Origin of the sequence: Streptomyces smaragdinus, assembly GCF_009604385.1 — a bacterium.
GTDB lineage: Bacteria > Actinomycetota > Actinomycetes > Streptomycetales > Streptomycetaceae > Streptomyces > Streptomyces smaragdinus.
In genome coordinates this window covers 60,726-74,464 of sequence record NZ_WEGJ01000005.1, presented here as the reverse complement: position 1 = coordinate 74,464, position 13,739 = coordinate 60,726, and the positions used below count along the sequence as shown (strand labels likewise).

The 13,739-nt window shown below is 69.7% G+C and carries 14 protein-coding genes; all 14 read right to left on the bottom strand.

Features of this window, described 5'->3' with window-relative positions:
- A complete protein-coding gene (gene atpA, locus SRB5_RS10755) occupies window positions 1-1,572 on the bottom strand; it encodes a F0F1 ATP synthase subunit alpha (protein ID WP_153451357.1) in 1,572 nt (523 codons plus the stop codon).
- Between the two features lie 126 nt (window positions 1,573-1,698).
- Entirely contained in the window at window positions 1,699-2,514 is an 816-nt protein-coding gene (locus SRB5_RS10750) for a F0F1 ATP synthase subunit delta (protein ID WP_153451355.1), read from the bottom strand.
- Entirely contained in the window at window positions 2,511-3,071 is a 561-nt protein-coding gene (locus SRB5_RS10745; RefSeq protein ID WP_323377686.1) for a F0F1 ATP synthase subunit B, read from the bottom strand. The genes SRB5_RS10750 and SRB5_RS10745 overlap by 4 nt, the downstream gene beginning before the upstream one ends.
- Before the next feature lie 29 nt (window positions 3,072-3,100).
- Complete coding sequence (gene atpE, locus SRB5_RS10740) at window positions 3,101-3,331, bottom strand: ATP synthase F0 subunit C (RefSeq protein ID WP_153451353.1); 231 nt, start codon at window positions 3,329-3,331, stop codon at window positions 3,101-3,103.
- A gap of 80 nt (window positions 3,332-3,411) precedes the next feature.
- Complete coding sequence (atpB, locus tag SRB5_RS10735) at window positions 3,412-4,230, bottom strand: F0F1 ATP synthase subunit A (protein ID WP_323377685.1); 819 nt, start codon at window positions 4,228-4,230, stop codon at window positions 3,412-3,414.
- A gap of 220 nt (window positions 4,231-4,450) precedes the next feature.
- The gene (locus tag SRB5_RS10730; protein ID WP_153451351.1) at window positions 4,451-4,906 is read right to left on the bottom strand and encodes a hypothetical protein; all 456 of its coding nucleotides are present in this window, start codon (window positions 4,904-4,906) and stop codon (window positions 4,451-4,453) included.
- 269 nt (window positions 4,907-5,175) lie between these two features.
- Entirely contained in the window at window positions 5,176-6,453 is a 1,278-nt protein-coding gene (locus tag SRB5_RS10725) for an MraY family glycosyltransferase (RefSeq protein WP_323377683.1), read from the bottom strand.
- A 144-nt stretch (window positions 6,454-6,597) separates the two neighbouring features.
- Complete coding sequence (locus tag SRB5_RS10720) at window positions 6,598-7,227, bottom strand: arsenate reductase/protein-tyrosine-phosphatase family protein (protein ID WP_153451350.1); 630 nt, start codon at window positions 7,225-7,227, stop codon at window positions 6,598-6,600.
- A 19-nt stretch (window positions 7,228-7,246) separates the two neighbouring features.
- Window positions 7,247-7,894, bottom strand: a complete 648-nt coding sequence (locus SRB5_RS10715; RefSeq protein WP_153451348.1) for an L-threonylcarbamoyladenylate synthase — start codon at window positions 7,892-7,894, stop codon at window positions 7,247-7,249.
- A 70-nt stretch (window positions 7,895-7,964) separates the two neighbouring features.
- Window positions 7,965-8,843 (bottom strand): peptide chain release factor N(5)-glutamine methyltransferase, encoded by an 879-nt coding sequence (prmC, locus tag SRB5_RS10710; RefSeq protein WP_153451637.1) that lies wholly within the window; start codon window positions 8,841-8,843, stop codon window positions 7,965-7,967.
- 70 nt (window positions 8,844-8,913) lie between these two features.
- Window positions 8,914-9,993: a peptide chain release factor 1 gene (prfA, locus tag SRB5_RS10705; RefSeq protein WP_153451347.1), complete on the bottom strand. Its 1,080-nt coding sequence runs from the start codon at window positions 9,991-9,993 to the stop codon at window positions 8,914-8,916.
- A 99-nt stretch (window positions 9,994-10,092) separates the two neighbouring features.
- Window positions 10,093-10,311: a 50S ribosomal protein L31 gene (gene rpmE, locus SRB5_RS10700; RefSeq protein ID WP_153451345.1), complete on the bottom strand. Its 219-nt coding sequence runs from the start codon at window positions 10,309-10,311 to the stop codon at window positions 10,093-10,095.
- A gap of 449 nt (window positions 10,312-10,760) precedes the next feature.
- Complete coding sequence (locus SRB5_RS10695) at window positions 10,761-11,870, bottom strand: LCP family protein (RefSeq protein ID WP_153451343.1); 1,110 nt, start codon at window positions 11,868-11,870, stop codon at window positions 10,761-10,763.
- Window positions 11,871-11,989: 119 nt separating this feature from the next.
- Window positions 11,990-13,738 (bottom strand): trypsin-like serine protease, encoded by a 1,749-nt coding sequence (locus SRB5_RS10690; RefSeq protein ID WP_153451342.1) that lies wholly within the window; start codon window positions 13,736-13,738, stop codon window positions 11,990-11,992.
- Window position 13,739: the final 1 nt, after the last annotated feature.

Sequence of the window (13,739 nt, the reverse complement as noted above, 5' to 3'; positions counted from 1 at the left end):
TCAGCCCTCGCCCAGCAGCTTGCCGTCCGAGGTCTCGAACTGCGGCTTGAAGGACTCGACGGCCTCGTCGATGGCCTGGATGGTCTCGTCGCCCATCTTGCCGCCCTCGACGATCGCCGTCATCAGGCCCTTGTGCTCACGGTGCATGTAGTCGAGCAGCTCGCGCTCGAACCGGCGCACGTCGGCGACCGGGACGTCGTCCAGCTTGCCGTTGGTGCCGGACCACACCGAGACGACCTGGTCCTCGGTCGGGTACGGCGCGTACTGCGACTGCTTCATGAGCTCCATCATGCGCTGGCCGCGCTCCAGGGCCGCCTTGGACGCGGCGTCCAGGTCCGAGCCGAAGGCGGCGAACGCCTCGAGCTCACGGAACTGGGCGAGGTCCAGCTTCAGCCGGCCGGAGACCTGGCGGATCGCCTTGTGCTGGGCGGAGCCACCGACTCGCGAGACGGAGATACCGACGTTCAGGGCCGGGCGCTGGCCCGAGTTGAACAGGTCGGACTCCAGGAAGCACTGGCCGTCGGTGATGGAGATGACGTTGGTCGGGATGTACGCCGACACGTCGTTGGCCTTGGTCTCGATAACCGGCAGACCGGTCATCGAGCCGGAGCCCATCTCCTCCGACAGCTTCGCGCAGCGCTCGAGGAGCCGGGAGTGCAGGTAGAACACGTCACCCGGGTAGGCCTCGCGGCCCGGCGGGCGGCGCAGCAGCAGGGAGACGGAACGGTAGGCCTCGGCCTGCTTCGACAGGTCGTCGAAGATGATCAGGACGTGCTTGCCCTCGTACATCCACTGCTGGCCGATGGCCGAGCCGGTGTAGGGGGCGAGGTACTTGAAGCCCGCCGGGTCCGACGCCGGGGCGGCGACGATCGTGGTGTACTCCAGCGCGTCCGCGTCGGCGAGCGACTGGCGCACACCGGCGATGGTGGAGCCCTTCTGGCCGATGGCGACGTAGATGCAGCGGACCTGGCGGTTCACGTCACCGGAACGCCAGTTCTCCTTCTGGTTGATGATCGTGTCGATCGCCAGGGCGGTCTTGCCCGTCTGGCGGTCGCCGATGATCAGCTGACGCTGGCCGCGGCCGATCGGGGTCATCGTGTCGACGGCCTTGTAGCCCGTCTCCAGCGGCTCGTGCACCGACTTGCGCTGCATGACCGTGGGGGCCTGCAGTTCGAGCGCGCGGCGGCCGGTGGACGCGATCTCGCCGAGGCCGTCGATCGGGTTGCCCAGGGGGTCGACGACCCGGCCCAGGTAGCCCTCGCCGACCGGCACCGAGAGGACCTCGCCGGTACGGGTGACCGTCTGGCCCTCCTCGATACCGGCGAACTCACCGAGGATGACGACACCGATCTCGCGCTCCTCGAGGTTGAGGGCGAGACCGAGGGTGCCGTCCTCGAACTTCAGCAGCTCGTTCGCCATGACCGAGGGAAGGCCCTCGACCCTGGCGATGCCGTCCATCGCCTGCGAGACCGTGCCGACCTCTTCGCGCGAGGCCGCGTCCGGCTTGTACGACTGGACATAGTTCTCCAGCGCGTCCCGGATCTCCTCCGGCCGGATCGTGAGCTCCGCCATCTGGGTTCCCTGCTCTCCTTGTTGGGCCCGTAAGTCTGTCTTTGGGGGGTTCGGGGGGCGACCCCCCATTCAAGGCAGTCGGCCCAACCCGGGCCGTACCCCTACTTTTAGGTTGGTTGTCCGGCGTCAGCCGGCCAGCCGCCGTGTCGCGTCCGCCAGCCGCTCCGCGATGGAGCCGCTGATGACCTCGTCACCGACCCGGACCTCGATCCCGCCGATGACGGCCGGGTCCACGTCCAGGTTGAGGTGCATGTCACGGCCGTACAGCCGGGCCAGCACGCCGCCGAGGCGCTGCTTCTGCGTGTCGCTGAGCGGCACCGCCGACGTGACCACGGCGACCATCCGGTTACGGCGGTCGGCGGCCAGCTTGGACAGGGACTCGAGCCCTGCTTCCAGGCTACGACCGCGCGGCGCGCCCACCAGCCGGCCCACGAGCCGCTCGGTGACCGGGTTGACCTTCCCGCCCAGCAGCGTGTGCAGCAGGGTGGTCTTGGCCGCGGTGACAGCCGTGCGGTCGGTCAGCGCCGAGCGCAGCTCCTTGTTGTCGGCGACGATCCGGCCGAACCGGAACAGCTCGTCCTCGACCTCGTCGAGCGCGCCGGAGCGCTGGGCGGCGGTCAGGTCCGCGGTGGCGGCGAGCTCCTCGAGCACGTCGACCAGGTCGCGGGAGCCGGACCAGCGGGACCGCACCATGCCGGAGACCAGATCGAGCGTCTCGCCGCCGATCTGACCGCTCAGCACGCGGGTGACCAGCTGGGCCTTGGCCTCACCGGGCTGCGCCGGGTCGGTCAGGACCCGTCGCAGCGACACCTCGCGGTCGAGCAGCGCGGTGACGGCAGCCAACTCGTCGGCGAGCTTCGCCGCGTCGACCGATGTGTTGTCGGTCAGCGCGTCGAGCCGCTCCCGGGCGGCGGCCAGTGCCTCGCGGCTCGCTCCGTTCATCGCGCGGCCTCCGTCGTGGCGTCGGCGGTGGCCTTCGCCTCGAGCTCGTCGAGGAAGCGGTCGATGACCCGGGACTGGCGGGCGTGGTCCTCGAGGGACTCGCCGACCAGCTTGCCGGCCAGGTCGGTGGCCAGCCGGCCCACGTCCTGACGCAGCGAGAGGGCGGCGGCCTTCTGGTCGGCCACGAGCTGGGTGTGCCCGGCGGCGATGATCTCGTCGCGCTGGCGCTGACCCTCGGCCCGCAGCTCGGCCTTGAGGAGTTCGCCCTCCTCGCGGGCCTTCTCGCGGAGCCGGTTGGCCTCGCGCTGGGCCTCGGCGAGCTGCTCCTTGTACTGCTGGAGCGTCTCCTCGGCCTCGATCTGGGCCGCCTCGGCCTTCTCCATGCCGCCCTCGATGGCGGCGTGCCGCTCCTCGAGCACCTTGTTGATGGTCGGCAGCAGCTTCTTGGCCAGGAGGCCGAAGACGATGAAGAAGGCGACCAGACCGATGATGAGTTCCGGCATGGGCGGGACGAGGGGATTCATCTTCTCCTCGGCCGCGATCTGCAGGAGATTCACGTCTGTGCCTTTCGTCGAAAGAGGCAGGATCAGTAGACGAACGGCATGACGATGCCGATCAGGGCCAGCGCCTCACAGAAGGCGAAGCCGAGGATCATGTTCGTCCGGATCAGGCCGGTGGCCTCGGGCTGACGGGCCATGGCCTGGACGCCGTTACCGAAGATGTAACCGATACCGACGCCGGGGCCGATCGCGGCGAGGCCGTAGCCGACCGCACCGATGTGGCCGTCGAGGGCGGCGAGGGTCTCCATGGCAGCCATTGGGTACTTCCTTCTCTTTGTTCACCGGTGGGGGTTGGCCACCGGATGTGTTCGGGCTGGGTGAGCGGCACGCTCGGGGATCAGTGCGCCTCTTCGAGGGCACCGGAGATGTAGGTCGCGGACAGCGTCACAAAGACGTATGCCTGCACGGCCTGGATGAACAGCTCGAAGGCGATCATCACGCAGACCAGGACGAAGGCGACGGGGGCGTAGACCCAGCCGAGGCCGTTCATGAAGAAGTAGGTCGCCACGGTGAACATGACCAGCAGCAGGTGGCCGGCGAACATGTTGGCGAAGAGCCGGACCGCGTGGGTGAAGGGCCGGACGAGCACGTTCGAGAAGAACTCGATGACCATGACCAGCGGGAGAACCGCGCCGAGCTCCTTGTTGTAGCCCGTGAGGTTCTTCAGACCGCCGACGAAGCCGTGGCGCTTGAAGGTCAGCGTCATCCAGATCAGCCAGACCATGATGGCCAGACCCGCCGGGAAGGCGATGATCGAGGTCACCGGGAACTGGGCGAGCGGAATGATCGACCAGAGGTTCATCATCCAGACGAAGAAGAAGATGGAGACGAGGATGGGCACCCACTTCTCACCCTCCTTCTTGCCGAGGGTCTCGTAGACGATGCCCTTGCGCACGAAGTCGTAGCCGGCCTCGGCGACCATCTGCAGCTTGCCCGGGACGACCTTGGGCTTGGCGAAGGCCTTCCAGAAGAAGGCGCCCAGCACCAGCGTCGAGAGCAGCGCCAGGAGCATCGGCTTGTTGAACTCGAACCCGCCCACGGTGAACAGCGGCTCGAAGACAAAGGAGTGCAGGCCGGGGGCCTGGAATCCGCAACCGCCGTCGACGAAGATCTTGCAGCTCGTGTCGAAAGCGAGCGTGGTGGAGTCGGCACTCACCGGCGAGCTCCTTCGGTGTGACGCATGGAAACGGAATCCTCAGGGTGTCGGCGCGGCGCGGGGCCGCGGGTCGGCACTGGACTGGACGTCGGCTTGACGGGGGGTCTGACACGGGACGCACTCTGCTCGGCGCGTCCGCCGGGTTCCAGGACCCGTCCGCCCATCAGCGTGGCACCGGGACCATAGCAGTCCCGTGACCGGGTGAGCGCACCGGGGCTCATCAGGGCGCTCCCGTCGGGCGCTGCCCCTTGCCCGCGGTGTCCTCGGCGTCGTCCCGGGGGCTCTCCGGCTCCACGTAGAGCGTCTTCTCCCGCAGATAGCCGCGCGCCATGGCGGCGGTCCACACCAGTGCGGTGCCGAGCACGGTCAGGCCGAAGGCCCGCGTGTTGAACAGGGTGGTGTCCTTGAAGGCGGCCAGCACGATGCCCAGGGCCAGCACCTGGGTCATGTACGTGACCAACCCCACGGCCATCATCATCTCGGGGTACTTGCGCGTGAAGCGCTGGAGCACGAAGAGGCCGAGTGCGAAGAATACGAGGACCACTGCGGTGGCGGCGGCAGCCCCGACGGCACCCTTCGCGCCCGCCGCCAGTGAACTGATGATCACGGCGACGATGCCCGCGAGGGCGGTCGGAATCGCGGCGCCACGGAGTACCCGGGCGTCGTTGACCTGCATGTGGTTATCTCCGGCGGGGAGTCGGGTGCAAAGGGGGCATCGTGGACGAGCGTATCCCCGGAGCGAAGGCATCGCGTACGCGGCCAACGCGCCAGAGAACCGCCGCACTACGGTCCTTCGGCTCATCACCGGGTTCTCGTGAACGGTATCACAAAGTCTTTGACCGGAGCTTTACTCAAGGAGTGTGGTGGCCGTCACACAGAGGAAGCAACCGGCGTGTCGAATGCCGCGGGGTGCTCCGCCCCTGCGGTACAAGCCCCCGTCGCGGGTCAGTGACCGGGCTTGCGCCAGCGCGCGCGTTCGCCCACGGCCGTGGCCCCGACCAGCACCTTCTCCGGCTCCTCGGCGCCCGTGGGGGCCTCCTCGGCCGGCTCGCTCCGCGGCCCGCGCCGGTAGCGCGGCGGGACGAACCGCTGGGCCCAGCGCGGCACCCGGGGCGTGTAGTGCGGCAGCAGCAGCACCACCAGGCCCACGGCGCTCAGCCCCACGATCAGGAAGATGATCCACATCTTGTCGGACTGCACCGAGAACGCCACCATCCCAAAGGCCACCAGCGCCGCCCAGAAGTACATGAGCAGCACCGCGCGCATGTACGAGTGGCCCATCTCCAGCAGCCGGTGGTGCAGATGCCCCCGGTCCGCGGCGAACGGCGACTGACCGCGCCACGTCCGCCGTACGACGGCGAGCACCAGGTCCGCGATCGGCACCGTGAGGATGGTCAGCGGCAGCACCAGCGGGATGAAGACCGGCACCGTGGACCGCACCGCCTCGCGTTCGCTGCCCTCGAAGAGCTTCAGCGCGTCGGGGTCGACCTGGCCCGTGATGGAGATCGCACCGGCCGCCAGCACCAGACCCAGCAGCATGGAACCGGAGTCGCCCATGAAGATCCGCGCCGGATGCATGTTGTGCGGCAGGAAGCCCAGGCACATGCCGAGCAGGATCGCGGCGAAGAGCGCGGCGGGCGCGGCGGCCTCGATGTTGTGGCCGTACCAGAGGCGGTAGGCGTAGAGGAAGAACGCCGCGGCGGCGATGGCGACCATGCCGGCCGCGAGACCGTCCAGACCGTCGACGAAGTTCACGGCGTTGATGGAGATCACGACCACGGCGACCGTCAGCAGCGTGCCCTGCATCGGGGTCAGGATCACGGTCCCGACGCCCGGCACCGGCAGCCACAGCACGGTCAGGCCCTGCACGACCATCACACCGGCGGCGACCATCTGCGCGCCCAGCTTGATCAGCGCGTCCACGCCCCACTTGTCGTCCAGCACGCCGAGCAGCCAGATCAGCGCGGCGCCGGAGAGCAGCGCGCGGGGTTCGTTGAGGTCGAAGACGAAGTCGAACGCCTCCAGCCGCGACGCGACCAGCAGCGCCGCGCACATACCGCCGAACATCGCGATCCCGCCGAGGCGCGGCGTCGGTTCGCGGTGCACGTCGCGGGCGCGGATCTCGGGCATGGCGCCCGCGGCGATGGCGAACTTCCGCACCGGCCCCGTCAGCAGATACGTGACAGCGGCCGCGACGAACAGCGTCAGCAGAAATTCACGCACAGGGTGCCCCACGAGTTCCGATAGCCGATCCAGCCCCACACGATAGCCGCTCCCCCGCGCGGCGTTGACCGCCTTGGGTCACCTGGTGAGACCTCCGGCGGGCCCCGGTGGTTGCAGGGGACACCGAAGAAGCCCGCGGCGGCGTCATCGCACCGTGGGCGCGGGCACTCCGGTCAGGGTCGTGACCACCGGGTCCAGGGCCTGGCGGATCTCCTCGCCCACGGCCCGGAAGTACGTGACGGGCGCCCCGTACGGATCCCCCACCTCGTCCGCCTCGACGCTCGGCGCCAGCAGCCAGCCGCGCAGCGCCGCGGCCGCCCGCACCAGGGCCGAGGCGCGCTGTACGGCCCCCTCCTCGGGCGGCGGGAGGGTGGCCGCGTCTATGGCCCGTACCAGCCGGGCGAACTCCTTCAGCGTGAACGTGCGCAGCCCCGCCGAGTGCCCCATGGAGATCACCTGCGCCCGGTGGTCCCGGGTCGCGGTCAGCACCAGGTCAGCCTCGATGACGTGCTCGTCCAGCAGCTCCCGCCCGGTGAACCCGGCCGGGTCGGCGCCCATCTCGCTCAGCACGGTCGCCGCGTGCGCCTCCATCTGCGCGCCCTCGTGCCCCCAGGTGCCGGCGGACTCCACCAGCAGGTCCCGGGCGCCGTCGCCGAGCCGCTGGTCGAGGGCATGCCGCGTCAGCCGCTCGGTGATCGGCGAGCGGCAGACGTTGCCCGTGCTGACGTGGAGGATGCGGAAGGTGCCTATGCCACGCCCGTAGGGGGCGGTCAAGGAGTACGTCCCTGCGTCGTCACGGGGCCACCTCGAGGTCGGGGACGACCTCGCGCAGCTGCTCCGCCGTCAGTGCCCCGGCGCGCAGCAGCACCGGTGTCTTGCCCGTGACGTCCACGATGGACGAGGGCACGCTGGCGGGCGTACGGCCGCCGTCGAGATAGACGGAGACCGCGTCGCCGAGCATGTCCTGGGCGGCGTCGCAGTCCTGCGGCGCCGGGTGGCCGGTGAGGTTGGCGCTGGAGACGCCCATCGGGCCGACCTCGGTGAGCAGCTCGATGGCGACCGGGTGCAGCGGCATCCGGATCGCGACGGTGCCGCGGGTGTCACCGAGGTCCCAGGTCAGGGACGGCTGGTGCTTGGCGACGATGGTCAGCGCGCCGGGCCAGAAGGCGTCCACCAGCTCCCAGGCCGCCTCGGAGAGGTCGGTGACCAGGCCGTGCAGGGTGTTCGGGGAGCCGATCAGCACCGGGGTGGGCATGGCGCGGCCACGGCCCTTGGCCTCCAGCAGGGCGGCGACGCCCTCGGAGCTGAAGGCGTCGGCGCCGATGCCGTACACCGTGTCGGTGGGAAGGACGACCAGTTCACCGCGGCGGACGGCGGATGCGGCTTCGCGCAGGCCGGTCTTGCGGTCGGTCGCGTCGCTGCAGTCGTAGCGCCGTGCCATGGACTTCGAGCCTCCTCGGGCTGTGCGTGGTCGGTGGGTCGGGGCGGGTCGTCGGTGTCGTGGGGCCGGGTCAGCGGGCTACCCGGCGGGCCGTGGCGAACCGCGGCCGGTTGTTGAGGTCCGGGTGGTCGGCGGCGTCGGCCCAGCCGCGTTCCTCGGTGAAGATCCACGGCACCTGGCCGCCCTGGGTGTCGGCGTGCTCGACCACGACGACGCCGCCGGGACGCAGCAGCCGGTGGGCGGTGCGCTCGATGCCGCGGATGAGGTCCAGGCCGTCCTCGCCGGAGAAGAGCGCGAGCTGCGGGTCGTGATCGCGGGCCTCGGGCGCCACGTACTCCCACTCGGTCAGCGGGATGTACGGCGGGTTGCTGATCACCAGGTCCACCTGGCCGTTCAGCTCGGGCAGTGCGGTGAGCGCGTCCCCGGCGTGCAGGACGACGCGCGAGCCCTCGACGTTCTTGCGGGTCCAGGGCAGGGCGCCCTCGTCCAGCTCCACGGCGTGCACCCGGGACCGGGGCACCTCCTGCGCCAGCGCCAGCGCGATGGCGCCCGAGCCGGAGCACAGGTCGACGATCAGCGGCTCGACGACGTCCATCGCCCGGACGGCGTCTATGGCCCAGCCCACCACGGACTCGGTCTCCGGCCGCGGTACGAACACCCCGGGGCCGACCTGGAGCTCCAGATAGCGGAAGTAGGCGAGCCCGGTGATGTGCTGGAGCGGCTCGCGGGCCTCGCGGCGGGCGACGGCCTCCCAGTAGCGGGCGTCGAAGTCGGCGTCGGCCACCCGATGCAGCTCGCCGCGCTTCACACCGTGCACCCAGGCGGCGAGCTCCTCCGCGTCGTGCCGCGGGGAGGGCACGCCGGCGTCGGCCAGCCGCTGGGTGGCCTGCGCCACCTCGGCGAGCAGCAAGCTGCGAGCGCCCGCGGGGCGGCCCCCGGTCTCATGCAGCACTGTCGAGCCTTCCGTCGTTCCTGACCGGCGCCGCGCCTTTCCCCGCGCGGCCCCCTTCACCTGCGTGTTACTGCGCCGCGGCGAGCTTCGCCGCGGAGTCGGCGTCCACGCACGCCTGGATCACCGGGTCCAGGTCCCCGTCGAGGACCTGGTCGAGGTTGTACGCCTTGAAGCCCGTGCGGTGGTCGGAGATGCGGTTCTCCGGGAAGTTGTACGTCCGGATCTTCTCCGAGCGGTCCACCGTACGGACCTGACTGCGGCGGGCGTCGGCGGCCTCCCGCTCCGCCTCCTCCTGCGCCGCGGCGAGCAGCCTGGAGCGAAGGATACGCATCGCCTGCTCCTTGTTCTGCAGTTGGCTCTTCTCGTTCTGGCAGGAGGCCACGACTCCGGTCGGCAGATGTGTGATCCGCACCGCGGAGTCGGTGGTGTTCACGGACTGGCCGCCGGGACCCGAGGAGCGGTAGACGTCGATCCGCAGGTCGTTCGGGTTGATCTCGACGTCGATCTCCTCCGCCTCGGGCGTGACCAGCACGCCGGCCGCGGAGGTGTGGATCCGGCCCTGGGACTCGGTGGCCGGCACCCGCTGCACGCGGTGCACGCCGCCCTCGTACTTCAGCCGCGCCCAGACGCCCTGGCCGGGCTCGGTGGCGCCCTGGCCGCCCTTGGTCTTCACGGCGACCTGGACGTCCTTGTAGCCGCCCAGCTCGGACTCGGTGGCGTCGATGATCTCGGTCTTCCAGCCGACGCGCTCCGCGTAGCGCAGGTACATCCGCAGCAGGTCGCCGGCGAACAGGGCCGACTCGTCGCCGCCCGCGCCCGCCTTGACCTCGAGGATCACGTCCTTGTCGTCGCTGGGGTCGCGGGGCACCAGCAGCAGCCGGAGCCGCTCCGTGAGCTCCTCGCGCGTCTCGGTGAGCTCCTTGACCTCGGCGGCGAAGTCCGGGTCGTCCGCGGCCAGTTCACGGGCCGTGTCGATGTCCTCCCCGGTGCTCTTCCAGGAGCGGTACGTCCGCACGATCGGGGTCAGCTCGGCGTACCGCTTGTTCAGCCGCATCGCCTCGCGCTGGTCCGAGTGCACCGCGGGGTCGGCGAGGCGCTTCTCGAGATCGGCGTGTTCGGCGGTCAGCTCTTCGACAGCCTCGAACATCTTCGGCTCCTGGAGGAGGGGGGTGGGTGGGCCGGGACCGACAAAGGCGCCGGTCCCCGCGGCACCCTCGGGTGCGCGGAGCCGGCGCCTGAGGCGTCGCTACTTCGCGGCGGCCTTCTTGCCGAAGCGGGCCTCAAAGCGGGCCACGCGGCCACCGGTGTCGAGGATCTTCTGCTTGCCCGTGTAGAACGGGTGGCACTCGGAGCAGACCTCGGCACGGATGGTGCCGGAGGTGAGGGTGCTACGGGTGGTGAACGAGGCGCCACAGGTGCAGCTGACCTGGGTCTCGACGTACTCCGGGTGGATGTCGCGCTTCAAGGGATTCTCCTGGGTCTCGTGGAGGGCGCCGGGTCGCCTCCCGCGGGTGCGGGGGCGTGAACCGGGGCCGACGTACCAGTGTGCCATCACTGGGCGTGTGGGCCAAAACGGGGATCGCGGTGCCGTTATTCCCCGGAGGGCCGGTCTGCGCTGCGGGGGCTGCGCCCCCGGGCCCCCTTGTCGGGGCTGCGCCCCTCGGCCTCAAACGCCGGCCGGGCTGGAAGGGGGTTCTCTTCGCTCCCGGCCGCCGGCCGGGCAGATCGGCGCTGCGCGCCTCGTCCTCAAACGCCGGACGGGCTGGAGGGGGGGTTTCTTTGCGCTCTCAGCCGCCGGACGGGCTGGAGGGGGGTTCCTTTGCACTCTCAGCCGCCGGACGGGCTGGAGGGAGGCTCCATACCCACTCGGCTGCCTCACGGGCTGGAAGGACGTTCTTTGCGCTCTCAGCTGCCTCACGGGCTGGAAATGGTGCCGTTCGCGTTCTCGGCCTCCGCCGCGCTGTTCTGCAGGGCCGTGGGCGGGATTCTCCGGTCCGATTTCAGGGCTTTCCAGACCTGGGTGGACTGGGGTTCCAGGGGGCGGACTCGGTTGGGGTCCTGGGTGTCGTATGTCACCGGGAGGGTTATCAGCTGCATCGTCGAGGAATTCAGGGAGCTCGTGCTCTTCGCGAGGCTGGTCAGGGCCGTGATCGAGGAGAGGTCCTTGTCCGTGGTGATCGATGACGTCGCCGTGTCCGCCAGGCCGTAGAGCTTGGTGGGGCTGGTGAGCAGGCCCATGTGTTTGACCTGGGTCAGGAGCGCCGTCAGGAACGTCTGCTGGAGTTTTATGCGGCCCAGGTCGCTGCCGTCGCCCACCGACTTGCGGGTGCGGACCAGGGCCAGGGACTGTTCGCCCGTGAGGGTGTGGGTGCCCGCGGGGAGGTTCAGGTGGGAGCTCGTGTCGTTGATCGGCTCGGTGGTGGTGAGTTTGACGCCGCCCAGCTTGTCGACCAGGTGCTTGAAGCCCGTGAAGTCGATCTCGACGAAGTGGTCCATGCGGATGCCCGTGAGGTGTTCCACCGTCTTGACCGAGCACGCGGGGCCACCGGTCGTGTACGCGGAGTTGAACATCACGTCGTGGGCCGCGGGGGCCGTGGCTCCGTTGTCCTGGACGCAGGACGGGCGGTCGACCAGGGTGTCGCGGGGGATCGAGACGATCGACGCCTTCTTGCGGTGGTCGTAGAGGTGGACCACCATCGCCGTGTCCGAGCGGGCGCCCGTGTCCCGGCCGTAGGCGGCGTTCGCGCCGGCCCGGGAGTCGGAGCCCAGGACGAGGATGTCGAGGGAGCCGTTGTCGACGTTCTGCGGGCGCTCCGTGCCGAGGCGGGCGTCCAGATCGACGCTGGTGAGGTTGCCGTTCAGCCTGAGGTACGCGACTCCGGCGAGCGCGCCGCCCGCCGCGACCGCGCCGGCGAGCGTCCAGGCGGCTATGCGCAGGCCCGTACGGCGGGGGCTGCGGTGGCGGCCCCGGCGGCTCCCTCGTGGGGTGCCCGGCTCGGGTATCGGTCGGGAATTGTCGGGCATCTGATCACAATCTGGCATTCGGGGTAGCCGAAAGAGTGACACACGGATGTTCGACAAAGCAAAGAACCCCGGGTCCGTGGACCCGGGGTTCCTTGATCAAACGCTGGTTGAGCTGGTGTTTAGCCGAACTGATTGTAGTTCTGGAAGCCAGAACCGATCTTGATGGCCGTACCGAAAATCGCAGACGTCGTCTTGCCCGTACCCGGGTACAGGTACAGGTTGCCCGCAGGGCTGCGGGCGACGAAGTCGGCGATGCCGTCACCCGTCACGTCACCGGGAGCGGAGAACGCGTTCGGGATGGGCCAGCTGCGGACCGTGATCGGCGCCGCGTAGGGGGCCGTCGCCTTGCCCGTCCCCTTCAGCAGCACCACCGAGCTGTCCTTCGAACGGCGGGCGATGATGTCCGTCTTGCCGTCCATGTTGAAGTCGCCGTGACCGCGGAAGGAGTTGTACACCTGGTAGCCCGAGCCCGCCGTGACGCGGGCACCGAAGGTGCCGTTGCCCTTGCCGGGGTAGACGTACAGGGTGCCGTCCGAGGTCGTGGAGACCAGGTCGGGGTAGCGGTCGCCGGTCACGTCGCCGGGTGCGGCGATCGCCTTGCGGGTCTGCCAGCCCGTGGTCAGCTTGGTGTCGATCCAGGTGGCGCTGCTGGGCGTACGGTGCCGCCACAGAATCGCGCCGTCGGACGTGCGACGCAGGATGTAGTCCTGGTAGCTGTCCCGGTTGAGGTCGGTCTGCAGCACCGTGTTGTACGCGCTCCAGGAGCCGGTGAGCTTGGTGTTGCCGCCGAAACCGCTGCCCGTGGAGGCCCGGTAGTAGCCGACGCCGTCCTTGTAGCGCAGGTAGAGGTCGGCCTTGCCGTTGCGGTTGATGTCGGTGTCGTCCACCCGGGGGCGGACGTACCCCTCGTACGTCGAGACCTTGGAGAAGACCTCGTACGCGCCCGCGACGTTGCAGTACCGCACATCGTCGCTGATGCCCCACGAGGTGACGCCGATGACGTGCCCCTCCTTCACCAGCGCGCTGCCGGAGTCGCCGGGGCAGGTGGCCTGGCCGGTGGCGTCGTCGCCGGTGCCGGCCTCGCCGCCGCAGACCATGTGGCCCGCCTTGTACATGCCCTGCTGCTGAGGCAGCATCTCGTCGAACCTGGCCGCGCACTCGGCGTCCGTGTGCAGCGGCATCGGCACCTTCTGCAGGGTGTCCGCCAGCATGGCGGTCTCCCTGTCGGAGGTGGTGAGGCCCCAGCCGTAGCTCACCGGGGCGACGCCGTCCGTGGTGCTGTAGAGACGGCTGTCCTCGGTGTTGGCCATGGCCAGCGTGCTGGCCCCCGGCACCGGCTTGGCCAGGGTCAGCAGGGCGATGTCGTTGTCGATCGTGACATCGTTGTACGTACCGCGGATGTACGTGCGGGTGACGTCGATGAAGTCACCCTCCTGCGCGTCGCCGCCCGCCAGCTTGGTGGTGTTGGCGAGCACCGCGCCGTACTTGTTCCAGTCGATGCGCGCGCCGCCGTCGTACATGCAGTGGGCGGCGGTGAGCACCTTCGTCGGAGCCACCAGGGTGCCACCACAGGTGAAGTAGTACTCCGTGCCGGCGTGGTCGTAGTCGAAGAACAACTGGACCATGAACGGCGCCTCGGTGGCCGTGGCGTTCGTCCCGCCGACGATCTGCGGGGTCACCTGGTTGCCGCCGGCTGCGACGACCGTGGACCCCTTCGGCGGGTGGAGGACCGGGCCCGACGGGGAGTCGTCCGCGAAGGACGTCCCCGCCAGAGCGCCGGTCAGCAGCGCCAGAGTGGCCGCCGCGACAAGTGTTCTTCGGCCGGCGCGCCCGGAGTGGCGCGCGTGGCCGCGAATCGAGAATCGCACT

Bases quoted from the DNA above. Each gene is read 5' to 3' on its own strand.
- atpA (WP_153451357.1), bottom strand. From the start codon at position 1,572: ATGGCGGAGCTCACGATCCGGCCGGAGGAGATCCGGGACGCGCTGGAG.
- prfA (WP_153451347.1), bottom strand. From the start codon at position 9,993: ATGTTCGAGGCTGTCGAAGAGCTGACCGCCGAACACGCCGATCTCGAG.
- SRB5_RS10695 (WP_153451343.1), bottom strand. From the start codon at position 11,870: ATGCCCGACAATTCCCGACCGATACCCGAGCCGGGCACCCCACGAGGG.
- atpE (WP_153451353.1), bottom strand. From the start codon at position 3,331: ATGGCTGCCATGGAGACCCTCGCCGCCCTCGACGGCCACATCGGTGCG.
- SRB5_RS10715 (WP_153451348.1), bottom strand. From the start codon at position 7,894: ATGGCACGGCGCTACGACTGCAGCGACGCGACCGACCGCAAGACCGGC.
- SRB5_RS10730 (WP_153451351.1), bottom strand. From the start codon at position 4,906: ATGCAGGTCAACGACGCCCGGGTACTCCGTGGCGCCGCGATTCCGACC.
- SRB5_RS10750 (WP_153451355.1), bottom strand. From the start codon at position 2,514: ATGAACGGAGCGAGCCGCGAGGCACTGGCCGCCGCCCGGGAGCGGCTC.